17 protein-coding genes and 3 pseudogenes are annotated in these 15,659 nt (G+C 61.6%); 9 read left to right on the top strand and 11 right to left on the bottom strand.

The features are described from left to right. Positions 1 to 9 precede the first annotated feature (9 nt). Entirely contained in the window at positions 10 to 642 is a 633-nt protein-coding gene (locus MSTE_RS18670; RefSeq protein WP_157997719.1) for an LpqN/LpqT family lipoprotein, read from the top strand. Between the two features lie 31 nt (positions 643 to 673). On the opposite strand, the pseudogene MSTE_RS25590 reads toward MSTE_RS18670, so the two are convergent. The 5 genes and pseudogenes from MSTE_RS25590 to MSTE_RS18650 all read right to left on the bottom strand — a co-directional run. Further along, positions 674 to 1,050 (bottom strand): annotated as a pseudogene (locus MSTE_RS25590) (NAD(P)H-dependent oxidoreductase); the annotation flags it as partial. Beyond that, positions 1,051 to 1,377, bottom strand: coding sequence for a hypothetical protein (locus MSTE_RS18665; protein WP_096503480.1), 327 nt, complete (start codon positions 1,375 to 1,377; stop codon positions 1,051 to 1,053). A 93-nt stretch (positions 1,378 to 1,470) separates the two neighbouring features. After that, the gene (locus MSTE_RS18660) at positions 1,471 to 3,270 is read right to left on the bottom strand and encodes an acetyl/propionyl/methylcrotonyl-CoA carboxylase subunit alpha (RefSeq protein WP_096503478.1); all 1,800 of its coding nucleotides are present in this window, start codon (positions 3,268 to 3,270) and stop codon (positions 1,471 to 1,473) included. Between the two features lie 121 nt (positions 3,271 to 3,391). Next, positions 3,392 to 3,802 (bottom strand): SufE family protein, encoded by a 411-nt coding sequence (locus MSTE_RS18655; protein WP_096503476.1) that lies wholly within the window; start codon positions 3,800 to 3,802, stop codon positions 3,392 to 3,394. After that, entirely contained in the window at positions 3,799 to 4,695 is an 897-nt protein-coding gene (locus tag MSTE_RS18650; RefSeq protein ID WP_096503474.1) for a sulfurtransferase, read from the bottom strand. Before MSTE_RS18650 ends, MSTE_RS18655 begins: the two co-directional genes overlap by 4 nt. A gap of 99 nt (positions 4,696 to 4,794) precedes the next feature. Between MSTE_RS18650 and MSTE_RS18645 the strand changes: the two are divergent. Then, positions 4,795 to 5,369: pseudogene (locus tag MSTE_RS18645) on the top strand (hypothetical protein); the annotation flags it as partial. 313 nt (positions 5,370 to 5,682) lie between these two features. Here the strand turns inward: MSTE_RS18645 and MSTE_RS18640 are convergent. Then, positions 5,683 to 6,018, bottom strand: coding sequence for a hypothetical protein (locus tag MSTE_RS18640; protein ID WP_157997718.1), 336 nt, complete (start codon positions 6,016 to 6,018; stop codon positions 5,683 to 5,685). 721 nt (positions 6,019 to 6,739) lie between these two features. Next, entirely contained in the window at positions 6,740 to 7,552 is an 813-nt protein-coding gene (locus MSTE_RS18635; RefSeq protein ID WP_096503470.1) for a transporter substrate-binding domain-containing protein, read from the bottom strand. Between the two features lie 39 nt (positions 7,553 to 7,591). On the opposite strand from MSTE_RS18635, the gene MSTE_RS18630 reads away from it, so the two are divergent. Both MSTE_RS18630 and MSTE_RS25335 read left to right on the top strand, forming a co-directional pair. After that, a complete protein-coding gene (locus tag MSTE_RS18630) occupies positions 7,592 to 7,894 on the top strand; it encodes a hypothetical protein (RefSeq protein ID WP_096503468.1) in 303 nt (100 codons plus the stop codon). Further along, positions 7,891 to 8,127: a hypothetical protein gene (locus MSTE_RS25335; protein WP_193442039.1), complete on the top strand. Its 237-nt coding sequence runs from the start codon at positions 7,891 to 7,893 to the stop codon at positions 8,125 to 8,127. Before MSTE_RS18630 ends, MSTE_RS25335 begins: the two co-directional genes overlap by 4 nt. A 97-nt stretch (positions 8,128 to 8,224) precedes the next feature. Here MSTE_RS25335 and MSTE_RS18620 read toward each other — a convergent pair whose 3' ends face one another. From MSTE_RS18620 to MSTE_RS18605, 4 genes and pseudogenes are all read right to left on the bottom strand, one after another. After that, positions 8,225 to 8,527: a hypothetical protein gene (locus tag MSTE_RS18620; RefSeq protein ID WP_096503464.1), complete on the bottom strand. Its 303-nt coding sequence runs from the start codon at positions 8,525 to 8,527 to the stop codon at positions 8,225 to 8,227. A gap of 299 nt (positions 8,528 to 8,826) precedes the next feature. Continuing rightward, complete coding sequence (locus MSTE_RS25900; RefSeq protein ID WP_408645927.1) at positions 8,827 to 9,273, bottom strand: META domain-containing protein; 447 nt, start codon at positions 9,271 to 9,273, stop codon at positions 8,827 to 8,829. Positions 9,274 to 9,579: 306 nt separating this feature from the next. Further along, a pseudogene (locus MSTE_RS18610) lies at positions 9,580 to 10,108 on the bottom strand (DUF222 domain-containing protein); the annotation flags it as partial. A gap of 66 nt (positions 10,109 to 10,174) precedes the next feature. After that, entirely contained in the window at positions 10,175 to 11,173 is a 999-nt protein-coding gene (locus MSTE_RS18605; RefSeq protein ID WP_096503460.1) for an LLM class flavin-dependent oxidoreductase, read from the bottom strand. A gap of 71 nt (positions 11,174 to 11,244) precedes the next feature. Here MSTE_RS18605 and MSTE_RS18600 point away from each other — a divergent pair, with 71 nt between their 5' ends. From MSTE_RS18600 to MSTE_RS18580, 5 genes are read left to right on the top strand one after another with little or no spacing between them, the layout of a single operon-like run. Further along, positions 11,245 to 11,499: a hypothetical protein gene (locus MSTE_RS18600; RefSeq protein ID WP_096506083.1), complete on the top strand. Its 255-nt coding sequence runs from the start codon at positions 11,245 to 11,247 to the stop codon at positions 11,497 to 11,499. After that, entirely contained in the window at positions 11,496 to 12,494 is a 999-nt protein-coding gene (locus MSTE_RS18595; RefSeq protein WP_096503458.1) for a phosphotransferase family protein, read from the top strand. The genes MSTE_RS18600 and MSTE_RS18595 overlap by 4 nt, the downstream gene beginning before the upstream one ends. Continuing rightward, the gene (locus MSTE_RS18590) at positions 12,494 to 13,756 is read left to right on the top strand and encodes an acyl-CoA dehydrogenase family protein (RefSeq protein ID WP_096503456.1); all 1,263 of its coding nucleotides are present in this window, start codon (positions 12,494 to 12,496) and stop codon (positions 13,754 to 13,756) included. The genes MSTE_RS18595 and MSTE_RS18590 overlap by 1 nt, the downstream gene beginning before the upstream one ends. 32 nt (positions 13,757 to 13,788) lie before the next feature. Further along, on the top strand, positions 13,789 to 14,268 hold the full coding sequence (locus MSTE_RS18585) for a gluconokinase (RefSeq protein WP_408645926.1): 480 nt from the start codon (positions 13,789 to 13,791) through the stop codon (positions 14,266 to 14,268). Continuing rightward, entirely contained in the window at positions 14,265 to 15,653 is a 1,389-nt protein-coding gene (locus tag MSTE_RS18580) for a GntP family permease (RefSeq protein ID WP_096503452.1), read from the top strand. The genes MSTE_RS18585 and MSTE_RS18580 overlap by 4 nt, the downstream gene beginning before the upstream one ends. The last annotated feature ends 6 nt before the right edge of the window (positions 15,654 to 15,659 follow it).

The following is a 15,659-nucleotide window of genomic DNA, read 5'->3' as shown; positions in this document are numbered from 1 at the left end:
GCCCCTGTGGTGGCAGCTGTTGTCGTCACGCTAGTTAGCCTTGCGGCGGGGGGCTGTAGTGCGCGGACTGATAAGGAATGCGAGGCTCCTGACAGCAGAAGTGCCGGTACGGACGTGGCACATGATATGACTCTCGACGAATATCTCACTAGCCATGGAGTCCGTGCTGCGGTGCAGACGAGGGCAGACATCAGCGACTTTGGTATTGGCATGCAGCAGCCACCCCACTGGTATGTGACCAGGGAGCATCAGCTGCCGAACACGTATGTGGTGGTTTCGAATACTGATGCCGTGGACCAAAGTTTCGTTCCGAATGCGGTTCTTATTGTGCATCGATTGACTGGAGATTTTTCCCAGGAGGAAGCCATACGGCGGGGTTCAGTTGATACCGAACGCTACGACGGTTTTGTTCTCGAATCAGAGAAAGTCGAAGATTTTCAGCACGGCCTATCGTCGGTGATTTCCGGAACATACAACGACCAGGGGAAAAGACTGCATGTTGTGAACCGGTACGTTCTCGCCACCGTGCACGACACGCGATATCTGATACTCAACACCATAACTACAACGGCTGATCAATTTCCATCACTTTCAGGTGACGTGAAGTATTTTGATGAAGGCATCAAAATATTCATCAGATGACGTGGTGCGGTCAGCTGAGACGCACCGATCTCCATGCGCCGTGGAAGCTGACCACATCCCGGGTGGTCAGGGCATATGGTTCGACGGCCCGTAATCTACCGGACTCCCGCATACGAGGTGGACCCGACCGTTTTGGCCTGCCACTCGATGTGATGCCGGTCGATCAGGTTCTTCAGTGGGTGGGCAGCTGTGATTTTGCTCCGTCGTGACCACAAGGAACGCGTCGGCAATGCGCATCCGTGTGGTCGCCTTGACGAGTTGCGCGGTGTTTCGGCCTGAGCTCTTCTGGAGAGGCGAATCGGCAGAGGATAATCCGCGAGGCGGAAGCTGGGCCTTTTCTGCGATCCAGTTCGCCGCGGTGGGGCCGAACCCACCATCACAAGTGCTGGCGCAGACGGTTACTTTCCTTCACACAACCATCGCATCGGCGAAGCGCCGCACTGCGGCGACCGCCTCCTTTTCTGCGCCGCCCGATCCGGGGTAGTCGGTACGTGCCCGCGACTCGATCGTCCCGGTGGAGGGGTCGAGCCGCACCTCGGCCACCATCTGGGCGGTGGTGGGCTCGCAGACGGCCCAGCTATACAGGCGATCGCGGTCCCAGTCCGTGGTACGCGTGGACACGTAGTCGACGTCATCGACGCCCAGTGACGTCAATGCCGGACGGTCGTCCATGCGTTCGTCGGCACGCAGGGCACGCAAATACCATGCACCCGCGTTGATCTCGATGGGTTCCATGTACCTCCTCACACCGAGTGAACCGCCGACCAACTAAGAAACGCCGAGTGCGTGCATAGGTGCCCACACTCGGCGTTTCTTCGTAATGACGTGTTACTTGATCTCTGCGATGACCGTACCTTGGGTGATGGCGGAACCGGCCTCGACACTCAGCCCCGTGATAGTGCCGGCCTTGTGCGCGGTGACGGGGTTTTCCATCTTCATGGCTTCCAGCACCACGATCAGCTCGCCGACCTCGACCTCCTGGCCCTCTTCGACGGCGACCTTGACGACGGTGCCCTGCATCGGAGCAGTCACCGAGTCGCCGGTGGCGCCGCCGCCGCCGTGGCCGCCGCGCTTGCGGGCCTTGGGCTTCTTACGGATGACACCGTTCGCGGCACCACCGCCTCCGCCGCCGAGCGAGATGTCACCGGGCAGCGACACCTCGAGACGACGGCCGCCGACCTCGACGACCAGCTTCTGGCGGGGCAGAATCTCGTCCTCTTCGCCTTCGGCGGCGTCGGCCGTGAACGGCTCGACGGTGTTGTCCCACTCGGTCTCGATCCAGCGGGTGTGCACGGTGAAGCCGTCCTCGTCGCCGATGAAGGCGGGATCGGAGACCACTGCGCGGTGGAACGGAATGACGGTGGCCAGACCCTCGACGTTGAACTCGGCCAGCGCACGCCGCGAGCGGGCCAGTGCCTCGTTGCGGTCGCGGCCGGTGACGATCAGCTTGGCCAGCATCGAGTCGAACTGTCCGCCGATCACCGAACCGGCCTGCACGCCCGAGTCCAGGCGCACGCCGGGGCCGGTGGGGGTGTCATAGACCTTGACCGGGCCCGGTGCGGGCAGGAAGTTACGGCCGGCGTCCTCGCCGTTGATGCGGAACTCGATCGAGTGGCCGCGCGGGGTCGGGTCCTCGGTGAACTCCAGCGCCTCGCCGTTGGCGATCTTGAACTGCTCCAGGACCAGGTCTACGCCTGCGGTCTCCTCGGTGACCGGGTGTTCCACCTGCAGACGGGTGTTGACCTCGAGGAACGAGATCAGGCCGTCCTGGCCCACCAGGTACTCGACGGTGCCGGCGCCGTAGTAACCGGCTTCCTTGCAGATGCGCTTGGCGGACTCGTGGATCTCCTTGCGCTGAGCGTCGGTCAGGAACGGCGCGGGCGCCTCCTCGACCAGCTTCTGGAAGCGGCGCTGCAGCGAGCAGTCGCGGGTACCGGCGACGATCACATTGCCGTGCTGATCGGCGATGACCTGGGCCTCGACGTGGCGCGGCTTGTCCAGGTAGCGCTCCACGAAGCACTCGCCACGACCGAAGGCGGCGACGGCCTCACGGGTGGCGGATTGGAACAGCTCGGGTACCTCTTCAAGGGTGCGGGCCACCTTCATGCCGCGGCCACCGCCACCGAATGCCGCCTTGATGGCGATCGGCAGACCGTGCTCCTTGGCGAAGGCGACAACCTCGTCGGCGTCCTTAACGGGGTCGGCGGTGCCGGGTACGAGCGGGGCCTGCGCCCGGGCCGCGATGTGGCGGGCGGTCACCTTGTCGCCGAGGTCGCGGATGGACTGCGGGCTGGGCCCGATCCAGATCAACCCGGCGTCGATGACGGCCTGGGCGAAGTCGGCGTTCTCAGAGAGGAAGCCGTAACCGGGGTGGATGGCGTTGGCACCAGACTTCTCGGCGGCTTCCAGGATCTTGCCGAAGTCTAGGTAGGACTCGGCGGCGGTGTTACCGCCGATACCGAAGGCCTCATCGGCCAGGTGGACGTGGGGTGCGTCGGCGTCGGGCTCTGCGTAGATCGCGACGCTGCCCAGTCCAGCATCCTTCGCCGCGCGGATAACCCGGACCGCAATCTCACCGCGGTTGGCGACGAGTACCTTGCTGATCTTCGAGCTGGCGTGATTGGGCACCTGGCCTCCTGGTTTTAGTGCTTTCTTAGAGTCTCGGCAGTGAGTTTATGCATCCGTGGCGTCAAACACACATCCGGGATGGGGTGTGCCGCCCCAAGTTTTTACCTACTGACGAGTAGGTTCAGGACAGTCGTCGCTTGATGCGTGCCAGCATCGCCGACATTCCCCGCAGTCGCAGTGGGCTGATCAGCGCTGCCAATCCGAGGCCGGCATAGAAGTCGTCGGGGACCGCCAGGATCGCGTCTGCGGAATGGCCGTCCAGACCCTGATGCAGGATCGCGGCGAACCCGCGTGTCGTTGGAGCCTCGGCGGGTGCACTGAAATAGAGCCGTACGCCATCGCGGTCACTGGAGTCGACGTCAAGGAACAGCGGTGACTGGCATTCCGGCACCGGCTCCATCGCCGCCTGTTCCAAATGCGATGGCAACTCAGGTAATTCGGCCGAGAATTCCAGTAGCAGGCGAAGCTTGTCCTGCCCCTCGACGGCCTTGAAATCGGCGACGATCTTGGCGAGTTCGGCGGGGAGGCTCATGCTGCAGGGGGCGCGCCTGGTTTGTCGCCCTTGACGATCGGAGTACGGACCCGGTTGCCCCATTCGGTCCACGAGCCGTCGTAGTTGCGCACGCCCTCGACGCCCAGCAGGTGAGTGAGGACGAACCACGTGTGGCTGGAGCGCTCGCCGATGCGGCAGTAGGCGACGATGTCGCCGTCCGCGGCGATAACATCGCCGTAGATGTCATCGAGTTCGGCGCGGCGCCGGAACCTGCTGTCGTCCGCGGCGGCCTTGGCCCAGGGGATCGAGACTGCGGTGGGGATGTGTCCACCCCGCAAAGCGCCCTCTTCCGGGTAATCGGGCATGTGGGTGCGTTCGCCGGTGTATTCCGCAGGGGAACGCACATCGACCAGCGGTCCATGTCCGAGGTGGGCCAGCACGTCGTCGGCGTACGCGCGAATCGGTGCGTCGTCGCGGTCCACCACGGGGTAGCCCTCGGTGTACTTGGCTGGAACATCGAGTGTGGTGTCGCGCCCCTCAGAGATCCACAGATCCCGCCCACCGTCGAGGAGCCGGACGTCGGGGTGGCCGAACAACGTGAACACCCAGAGCGCGTAGGCAGCCCACCAGTTGGACTTGTCGCCGTAGATGACAACCGTGTCCTCGCGACGGATCCCCTTGCGGTTCATGAGCTCTGCGAACTGCACGCCGTCGATGTAGTCGCGGACGGTGCCGTCATTCAAGTCGACGTGCCAGTCGATCTTCACCGCCCCGGGAACGTGCCCAATGTCGTAGAGCAGAACGTCTTCGTCGGACTCCACGATGGACAGTCCGGGGGTGCCTAGGTGTCCGGAAAGCCAGTCGGCGGAGACGAGGCGTTCGGGGTGGGCGTAGGCGGCGAATTCAGGTGCGGGGTCGGCCGGAAGGGTCACGTTGTGAGCCTAGTCGCGTTCGAGGGTGGTCGGCTCATCGAGTTGGATACTGAGTTCAGATCCGCGGTGCGTTGCTGGTCGCGGTGCGAGAATTCGCCAATGCCGGACTGGACATACCACCCGCTGAGCCCGATCGCGTTGTCCGTTCTCGGTGAACGCAGGACACGAGTACGGGTGATGAAGGTCCTGGCGGCGGCGGTGACGCGCGCCGGAGGTCGGCGCTGGATTCCCTGGGTATTCGACCACCCGCCCGTTCCGCCGCAATGGCACGGCCGGTTCGGGGCGACGGTTCCGCCGCCGATCGCAGATGCCGGGTTGTCGCGCTCGTCGCTACCACCGAGCTGGCCGATGCGGTGGCGCCCTTCGTCGGCGCGGTGTCCTGGCCCGCGTGGATATGGGGTGCCCTGGTTGGGCTGGGTCTGATTGCCGCGGGTATCGGGGCGGCCGCCATCTCGTTGGGCCCCGTGCTGCTGTGGTTCGACCGCGACTAGCTGGGGCTGTCGGTCGACGGCCTGCACGGCGGCGTGAACCATGATCTGGTCGGGTTTCTGCAGCATGACCGGCTCACCATGGCGGGCGACATGATTGGTATCGGTACTATGTATCTGGGGTCGGCCTGGGATGGGGCCAGAGAAGGGCACCGGGTCCGTAACGCGCTGTTGATTTCCTGGGCACCTGACGTGTCCCCGGGATGACGGACAGTTTCATGGGGGTGTTCACAGCACCAAGAAAATCCGAGCCCACCAACCACCATTCTCACCGCATCGCGGCGTCATCGGCCATGCCAGTCTACTGGCATCAAGGACGAAATCGGGAACGATTCATTCAGCGACTAAATGCCGATACAGTCGAAAACCGCGTTAAAATCGCCAGCTACCGACTACCTCCAATCTGGATATCGAGGCTGAGTACTTGGAATGCGATAATAGCGCCATTACGGCTGCTGCCGCACGACAAGTGGGCGGCCCAGCCCAGGGCTGTTCGCTCCTACTTCACTACCAAGGCAGTGTCATCCTCGTATATGCGGTCAAGAACTTCCCGAACCGCTATCGCTGCGCTGTCGAAGCCCATCTCGGCGAGGGCGGTACAAGACTCCTCCAGAACCTGGCGATCCAGCTCGGCCATTCGCTGCCCTAGGGAGCTTAGGCGAGCTAGGTCGCCGTCGAGCTCGCCGCCAGCCTTCGCAAACCCTTCCTGCAATTTGGCAAAATTCTGGTCATTCTCTATTGGGATCAGCTCGTTCATCGCAGCGCGGATGCTACGAAGTTCGGCTTCGATAGCAAGCACTCTACGGACCGCAGGGCAGTCAGAAGAATTGTTCATAGCGTCAATTATAGCGGGGGACTTTTGGTCCCTATCCCGATGAGTTCCGCGGCAAGATGACCGATCCTGATCCGATGGCCGTCCTACGGCTCAGGTCGCTGCCGACATCGTTATCAGTGACCAGACGATCTATGCTCTGGCGTCTCCAGGAACTAATCGACACCGGGCGGCTACCCAGGACACTACGGCGCCGAACTAGCTGAGCCCGGCGCTGCTAACAAGCTCGTCAGCGAGATATGGGGCTGCGTTCGATGAGCTGTAGCTGTCAACAGCTACTAAGGATTTATCAGGAATCCAAAGGCCGACTCTATCGATCACGCAAACGTTCCGCATCACGCCAAATCGCGAGTTGACTAAGGTCGAAGGTATTTGCATCTGTTACCGACGGCTGTGTCGCTTCCTTATGGTCTGGTAATCGCACGGGTGACCGTATCGGCTACCTATTAATTGGATAGCGCGCTGCTTTCGCAGCAGTATGTGTGAAAGAATCGTACGCACATCGATTTCAACGGCCGCAACAGGAGCGAGGGCGAGCTTCTCATTTGCGGGAATCCCCCGCGCCATCAGGGCTGCAACGGTCTGAACGAGGTTCATCTGAGATGTTCCGACCGTCAGCCCGGTGCGCAGCAACCAATGTGGTTCGTGGTTTGGGACGTGAGTGAATGCCTCGTGATTGCGTAGATAATCACCGGAACCCGCGGCAGCCCTAAGGATTTTGGGCTTATCGCAGCCATTTACTCAGTAACCGACTAAAGGTGCCATTCGTGAGGGCTTCGGCGAGCCATTGGTTCGTCTGCTCGATCAACGGACTACCCTTGGGGAGCATGTACGCCTTGTAATCGACAGTGAAAGGCTTGCCCGAATATCCAGCTACCAGTTCAGGGTGTTGTTTGGCCTGGTAGAGGGCCTCAATGGCATCGGTAATCATGACGTCGGCGTTGTCCTGCAGTAACTGGTCAAACACTGTCATGTTGTCTGGCCAGATGGTCAGGGTCGCTTTTGGGAAGTTCCGTCTTGCGAACTCCTCATTGGTTCCCCCCGAATTCTCAATTACGCGTATACCGGGGCGATTGATTTGCTCTATGGACTGGAGGCGCTCCGCGTTGCCATATCTGGTCAGCGGCATCTTACCACTGACCAGATATGGCAGTGTGAAATCAGCGAATTGTTCACGTGCCGGTGTCCTAGAGATCCCTCCCATAGCGATATCACATTTACCCGGCGCAGCCATATCTTTCATGAGCGTCCCCCATGTCGTGGCAATGAACACTGCGGTCGCTCGCAAATGTGCAGCAAGGTCGTTGGCTATGTCAATATCGACACCAAGGTACCGCCCAGTTGCTGGATCGCGCGAGGACATGGGTTTGTAGTCGCCCGTCGTGCAGACCCGTAATACTACCGGCGCGGCATCAGGTCTGGGTGTCGAGGCTTGGCGAGCCTCCGGCGCATTATCTAGGCAACTCGTGCAGACAGTAGCGAAAGCAAGTGTGCTAACTGTGATAGCCGAGAAACGACCACCGAATCCAATACCCATAGATACAGCATTGCATGAGCACCTGGGTCTGTTGCACGGATGGGTGTCATCGTGGCGAGGCTGTTCCTTGCTGAGTTCGGTGCCGATGTGGTGCGGGTTGCCGGTGTGGCGCTGGAGCAGGTCGCCGCAGATTTAGGTGTCCACCCGATGGTGCTGTTGAAGTGGATGTGCCTGGCCGATGTCAATGACGGTTATCGTCCTGGCGTGACCTCAGCGGAATCCGCTCAGAATCGTGAACTCAGGAAGTGGGTCCGGTTACTGGAGCAAGAAAATGAGGTGCTGAGGCGGGCGGTGGTGTATCTGTCGCACCCGAGCTTGAAGCTGGGTCATTTCCCAAAATGATGTACCCGCTCGTTCGTGAGCTGGCCGCGGACGGTTTTCCCGTCACGGTGACGTGCCGGGTTCTGGGAATCGCTCGTGCGCCGTTTTATCGCTGGCGTGCTGATCCGGTCACCGGCGCCGAGTGGACGCAGGCCTTTGTGATGAATTCGATCTATGGCGCTCATCGTGATGACCCGGAGTTCGGCTGCCGATTCCTGGCCAACGAAGTCCGGTCGGCGGGAATCGCGGTTTAGTTCCGATGAATATCGACTACGCTCCTCGAAACTACTAAAGTCGGCACTATAGTTGATAGTGCCGCCAGGAAAGATACTTTTCAAAATAGGAAATTCCCTATTCAACAATAGGCATAGCGATGGTCTCAGAGTTTCCATTCATATCGGTGATTGTCAGCTGGGTGAATTGCAACCAACCGCTGTCATCCGGGACGGATTTAGGGGCGTCGAAAAGCAACGTTACAGTGCGGGATTTGACTAAGCCTGTGGCACAGTTGGGCACACAATCCTTGGTATGCCGCGTACCTGCTCCCGCAGCGCTTTCCTTGGTCCATGAATCCCAAACAATTCCAGTCAATATGTCACCACTATCAGCAGCCGTAAGACTGATGTATTCCGGCTTCACTTCCGGGCGATTCATCCAAATGTTCCAGTATACACCTCCCGCGGGTACCGGTGGGCCCAGGGGGTAGTCTTCCTGTGTAGGTTGTTGATGAGGGCCGAATGGGAGAGGAACGTTTGAGGTAGTCGAGAGGTCTGAGGCAATACCAATATTCTGCTGCTTCTCCCCTGGGGAATTGCATGCGGTGAGCATGCAGACTATCGAGACCGCGCCAAGGAATTTTATACTGTTTTTCATGGCTCCTATTTCGGATAGTATAGATAACTAAACTGCTCGAGATGTTAACGAAGAACCGCCCCTGCGACGATGTTTATGCATCAACTCGGCGATTGAAAGATCCACAAACGACGACTATCGGGGGCCATGATTGTGAGGCGGTCTCCGCCAATCCAGAAGTCACGATTTCCATCGAGCGCTTCCAGGAATTGTTGTTCTGCAGAGTCCCAGGGGCACAGCCTTCGAGTGCTTCCAACTGGCGCGAAAGCGAGATGTTGAGCCTGACGAACTACAGCACCCATGACGCGGTTACAACCGTTGGTACCCGTTACATTTAAAGTTGAGTTGGTACTATCATTGATGTGATCAAACTGCAAATATGCCTCCTCGCCCGAATATGGCATGAGTAGTTTTTCTAGCGAGTAGGACACTAAGACCCATCTTTTTCCAACGAGGTTTTGGAGTGGGTGACTGGCGGCGACATGAATCGGCTGCGCGGCAATCAATTGGATACATACGAGCGCCACAGCACATACCCCAACTGCCATCATCTGTGTCAATCTCTTACCCAACCAGTGCATCATTATGCCCCTTAGCGTTTTTCAACGGACGGTAGTCTGCTGCACTGCACATCGTTTAACTCTTCGTCTTCGTTACTAACGAGTTTAGAGACCAGGGGGGTCTGCGGAGGGTTTGGTTGATTCCTGACCCGCAAGCTTGGTGCTTGTGGTGGGAGGATGTTGATCATGGCGAAGGCTTATCCGCCCGAGTTTCGTAGCAATGTGATCGCCGTGGCGCATCGGCAGCGGGGTGCCGGCGCCGGTGGTGGCTATTCCGGCGGTGTATTCGAGTTAGGTCAGGGTGGTGGTAACCACGACCGTCACGGGTAAACCGTGATGGGAACCTAGGTCGCCGGAGGCCAAAGTTCCGCGCAGGCAGGCACGCAGCGCGTCATGGCTGCGCTGGGCCGATGTGCGGTGGTCGTGTTCAGCGGCCATCTGGGCCAACTGCCTCTCGGTAGCTTCGCGGGTCGGCATATCCACCACGGCCGGTAGCCGATCAAAGAAGCGGCGAATGATCCGCACATGCTCCTCACCCACCTCGCCGCGACATAGCGCGGCGGCCACATTCGGCGCCGCGCCGCACCCCTGCTGACATTCAACCGCCGCGATAACACATATCGGCATACGAAGTGCCCCCGAGTTCTACGGGCGAGGCCCGGGCCGTGACCTTGGGCACCAGCCCCAACCCACCGGCAGACAAGCGGCGCTGCACCACCTCCAGGCGGGCCGGCACCGTCAGCGCCTCAGATGCAGTCAGCTCCTGGATCGACTCAGTGCAGAGGGCATCAACCGCCGCCTCCAACACCCCAATCGAACTCATGTTTGAATAGTAACGGTGCCCACCAGCGACTAGCCGCATCCTGAAACGGCTGTGACAGAAGTGAATTCAGTCGCTCGGCGTCAGCCCGCTGACCTCGGCCACGATCTCCAACGCCCGCAGTTGCAGTTTCCGGTCGGGCGCGTTGGGGACCACGATGAGCTCGTCGGCATCGGCCAGTTGTGCAAAATCGTCCAGGTATGCGCCCACATCGTCGGGTGTTCCTACCGCGAAGTACTTCGTCATCGCCTTGATCTGTTGCCCCGCAGGGGACTCCAGCGCGGCGAGGGCCTCGTTATCGGTGAGGCGGGGTCCGCCTCCGCGATGCAGGAAAAGCTTGGCGCGTTCGATCAACACCGCCCGGTACTGCTCTCGGGCGGTGTCTTCCTCGTCGGCGGCGATGACGTTGACCCCGGCGATCACGTACGGCTCCTGCAGCTGCTCAGAGGGCTGAAACTCTCGCCGATACAGCGCCACCGCATCCTGCAGCGCGGAAGGCGCGAAGTGCGAGGCGAAACCGTAGGGCAGGCCCAGCACCGCCGCCAGTTGTGCGCCGAACAACGACGACCCAAGGATGTAGAGCGGTACATGTGTCCCGTGCCCCGGTGTCGCGGTTACCCCCGGCACCCGGCTCTGATCGCTCAGATATGCCTGCAGCTCGATCACATCCTGCGGGAAATGCTCGGCATCGGCGGGGGAGTGCCGCAACGCGCGCAGCGTCACCTGATCCGTCCCCGGGGCGCGGCCGAGGCCGAGATCGATGCGTCCCGGGTACAGGGTTTCCAGGGTGCCGAATTGCTCGGCGATCTGCAGCGGGGAATGGTTGGGCAACATGATGCCGCCCGCGCCCAGCCTGATGGCCGAGGTCTGGGTGGCCACATGTCCGATCAGGACACTCGTCGCCGACGAGGCGATGGACCGCATGTTGTGGTGTTCGGCGTACCAGACGCGGTGAAATCCCAGTGCTTCGGCGTGCCGCGCGATCTCGACGCTGGCGGCGAAGCTCTCGGCCACGGTCTCGTGCGGCGCCACCCGCGCCAGATCCAGAATCGACAAAGGTCTCGCCATGAATTGGAGCAACCCTCGGAGTTTCTTCGCTATTCCCCCGTGGGACGCACCATAGAAGGTACAAACGGATGGTGCCCTTCATTCCGACCGCAGCGGAACTGGCGGGTGCTCTCGCCGAACTGCTCGACGACCTCCAATCTGAGCTGCCCGCATCCTCGGTGCATCGCGCCCGCGTCGGGGCCAACATCGCCAGGATTCTGCAGCGAGAACTGACCACGCCCGCGCAGCCGCCTGCCGATGACCCGTCATGGGACGACCTGGCCGAGGCGGTCCGTAGTGAACTTGCGGTCGTCAAGCCCGGGTACGACGCCTGGGAGGGCGAATGACCGACCTGGCCGACGGGCTGACCCGTTACCTGCACGACGAATTCGGCAAAAAATTCCAGGTGTCTGGCGTGGTTGGCGTTTCCGCGGGCGCGCGACGGCGAAATGTGCTGTTGGATGCCACTTTTGGGGGTGAGACTCTCGAGCTGGTGGCGACGATTGTGCCTGCAGTCGTGCAGCAGGTCCCGGTGGGCAGTGAGGCCGGGGTGCGTGAGCTGGCGCGCAGCCATGGTGTTCCGGTGCCGCGGGTTCGAGGTGTGTGTTCCGAGGCCTCGTATGTCGGTTCGCCTTTCATGATCTCCGAACGCATCGCGGGCGAGACGGTTCCCCGTAAGGTGCTGCGGCTGGTGCAGTCCACCGGGATCGAGGATCTGGTGGCCGAACAGCTTGGTGCGGCGATGGGTCGGCTCCATGGGATAGACCCGGCGATGGCGCCGCCGGATCTGCCCGGTGACCCGGAGGCCGAACCGGCGGTCGTCATGCTGGAACAGATGCGCGAGGGGGTGGCGGCGTTGCTCCCGGATCGGCCGGTGTTCCTGCGCACGCTGTCCTGGTTGGCGGAGCGCATGCCGGGTCCACCCGCTCGGCGATGCCTGGTGCACAACGATATTCGTAATGGCAACGTCATCGTCGGCGAGGACGGCTTGCGCGCGGTCCTCGACTGGGAGGGCACCACTCGTTTCGGAGATCCCATGCGCGATGTCGGCTGGACCGCGCTGCGGATGTGGAGGTTCGGTGTCGACGAGCACGAGTTCGGTGGCTTCGCGGGCCGTGAGGTGTTTGTGCGTGCATACGAGGACGCAGGCGGAACATTTGATGCCGACAGGTTCCGGTGGTGGAAGGTGCTGGGCACCCTGTGGTGGGGTGTTGGCCTCGCCGCGCAAGCGAAGTCGTATCTGGACGGAAGTGTGCGGGACATCGTGATGGCAGCTAGCGGTCGCCGGATACCCGAGATCGAGTGGGACCTGTTGATGTTGACGAAGCCGGAAGGTCGCTGATGAACTTCGAACTGCCGCCCGAACTGGTCGGTTATCTCACGGAGCTTGACGAGTTCATCGACCGCGAGATCGTGCCGCTCGAACAATCCGATGACAACATCCGATTCTTTGATCACCGACGCGAAGATTCCCGTACCGACTGGGATCGTGGTGGTCTGCCCAATGGCGAGTGGGAGGAACTGCTCGGTGAGGCCCGTCGGCGTGCCGATGAGGCCGGTCACCTCAGGTACCCGTTCCCCGCGGAGTTCGGCGGACGTGACGGGTCCAACCTCGGCATGGCGGTCATCCGTGAGCACCTGGCGCGACGCGGTCTCGGACTGCACTGCGACCTGCAGAACGAGCACGCCATCGTCGGTAACAACGTGGGGCTGCTCCTCATGCTGGAGTACGGCACCGCGGAGCAGAAAGCTCAGTGGGTCGAGGGACTCGCCAGTGGCACGAAGTTTTTCGCGTTCGGCATCACCGAGCCCGAACACGGCTCAGATGCCACCCACATGGAAACCCGGGCCACAAAAGATGGCTCGGACTGGATCATCAACGGCGAAAAGACCTGGAACACCGGTGTACACATCGCCGACGCCGACCTGATTTTCGCCCGGACCTCAGGCGATCCGGGTGACGGGCGCGGTATCACCGCGTTCCTGGTGCCCGCGGATGCTCTCGGTTTCAAGGTCGAGGAGTACCTGTGGACCTTCAACATGCCGACCGACCACGCCCGCATCTCGCTGACCGATGTGCGGGTCCCCGATTCGGCGGTCTTCGGCGGGGAGGGCCGCGGGCTGGGGGTGGTGCAGCACTTCTTCAACGAGAATCGGATTCGTCAGGCCGCGTCCAGTCTTGGTGCGGCGCAGTTCTGCATCGATCGATCTGTCGAGTATGCCAAGGAGCGCAAGCCGTTTGGGAAGCCGCTGGCATCGAATCAGGCCATCCAGTTTCCGCTCGTCGAGCTGCAGACCCAGTGCGAGATGCTGCGGGCACTGATTCACAAGACGGCATGGTCGATGGACACCTACGGCCCGTTCTCGGTCTCCGAACAGGTCTCGATGTGTAATTACGTCGCAAACCGGTTGTGCTGCGAGGCCGCCGACCGCGCCATGCAGGTTCATGGCGGGATGGGGTACTCGAGGCATATGCCGTTCGAACATATCTACCGCCACCACCGGCGGTACCGGATCACCGAGGGTGCCGAGGAGATTCAGATGCGCCGGGTGGCCGGGTATATGTTCGGCTTCATGAATCAAAAGGCGCCCAAGGGGGTCTAGTGGGCGAAACGTCTGTGCCCGTTGTGGTGGTCATGGGTGTGGCGGGGGTCGGCAAATCGACCGTGGCGCAGGCCCTGGCGCAGCTCCTCGGTGCGCCCTGTGCTGAGGGTGATGATTTCCACCCGGACGCGAACATCGCCAAGATGTCGGCCGGAATCCCGCTGGACGACACCGATAGATGGCCGTGGCTGCAGCGTATCGCCGAATGGATGTCCGAGCGCGGACGGGAGGGGACAGGTGGGGTGGTCACCTGTTCGGCACTCAAACGCCGCTACCGTGACGTTCTCCGTGCGGGATACCCGGACGCGTTCTTCGTGTATTTGTCCGGAGACAGGGCGCTCATCGGTGACCGGATGTCACATCGCTCAGGACATTTCATGCCAACGTCGTTGTTGGATTCGCAGTTCGAGATTCTCGAACCACTGCAACCCGATGAGCGGGGTGCGGTGTTGGATGTCGGTATCGGGCCGGATGAACTGGTAGCGGAGGCCTTGAGGCAGATCGGCGCATGAACGCCAACCTGATTCTGCTGGCCGAGCCGGCGAAGATCCCGCACACCACCAGCGACGTTCGGCTACTTGTTGCCGTGGTGCTGAGCATCGGCGTGATCATCGCGCTCATCACCCGGCTCAAGATGCATCCCTTCCTGGCGCTGCTGCTCGGATCGGGAACCCTGGCCGCCGTCGCGAGTGTGCCGTTCGACAAAATCTTGGGATCCTTTGTGACGGGCTTCGGCTCGACCATCGCCGGTGTCGGACTGCTCATCGGTTTGGGGGCGATGCTGGGCCGCCTGTTGGCCGACTCCGGCGGCGCCAACATCGTCGCCGATGCCGTGCTCGCACGGTCGGGTCCACGCATGCTGCCCTGGGCGGTGGCCTTGATCGCGGCCGTGCTCGGGCTGCCTTTGTTCTTCGAAGTGGGTGTGGTGCTGCTGATTCCGATCGTGCTTTTGGTGGCGCGCCGGGGAAATGTGCCACTGCTGCGGGTGGGAATTCCCGCGCTGGCGGGGCTCTCCGTATTGCACGGCCTGGTTCCGCCACACCCGGGTCCCTTGGTGGCGGTGGACGCGCTGAAGGCGGACTTGGGTGTCACCCTGGCGTTCGGTCTGCTGGCCGCGGTGCCCACCCTGATTGTCGCGGGGCCTCTCTATGCGCGGGTGGCAGAGCGCTGGGTGGGGCCACTGGACATCCCGACCGCGACCGTACCCGAAGCCGACCGAAAGGGACCGGCTCCCAGTGTTGCCGCGGTGTTGGCGACGATCTTGCTTCCGGTGGGTCTGATGTTGGCGAAGGCACTCTCCGACGTGGTGATCGATGATCCGAAATCGCTGGTGCAAAGGATTTTCGATACTGCAGGCACGCCGCTGGTGGCGCTGCTGGTGGCGACTCTGGTGGCAATGGTGACACTGGGCACGGCATCTGGCCTGGACCGCGCGGGTGTCTCGGGAATCATCGAGAAGTCGCTCGGGCCCATCGCGGGCATCGTCTTCATCGTCGGTGCCGGGGGCGGATTCAAGCAGACCCTCATCGACGTGGGGGTCGGTGACGCCGTGAGCACCTGGTCGGAGAAATGGCATATCCCCGCGCTGGTGCTGGGCTGGCTTATCGCGGTGCTTATCCGATTGGCCACCGGTTCGGCCACGGTGGCGACGATCACCGCCGCCGGTATCGTCTCTCCGCTCGCCGCAGACATGTCTACCGCGCACGTCGCGCTGTTGGTGCTCGCGATAGGTGCCGGGTCGCTCTTCTTCTCCCACGTCAACGACGCCGGATTCTGGTTGGTGAAGGAGTATTTCGGGATGACCGTCGGCCAGACCCTCAAGTCGTGGTCGGTGATGGAAACGGTGATTTCGGTCGTCGGGTTTGCGATGGTTCTGCTGCTGAGCGCCGTTGTATGACTCGTC

This window comes from [Mycobacterium] stephanolepidis, assembly GCF_002356335.1.
In the GTDB taxonomy this organism is placed as follows: Bacteria; Actinomycetota; Actinomycetes; order Mycobacteriales; family Mycobacteriaceae; genus Mycobacterium; species Mycobacterium stephanolepidis.
This window is presented reverse-complemented; position numbering and strand designations above follow the sequence as displayed.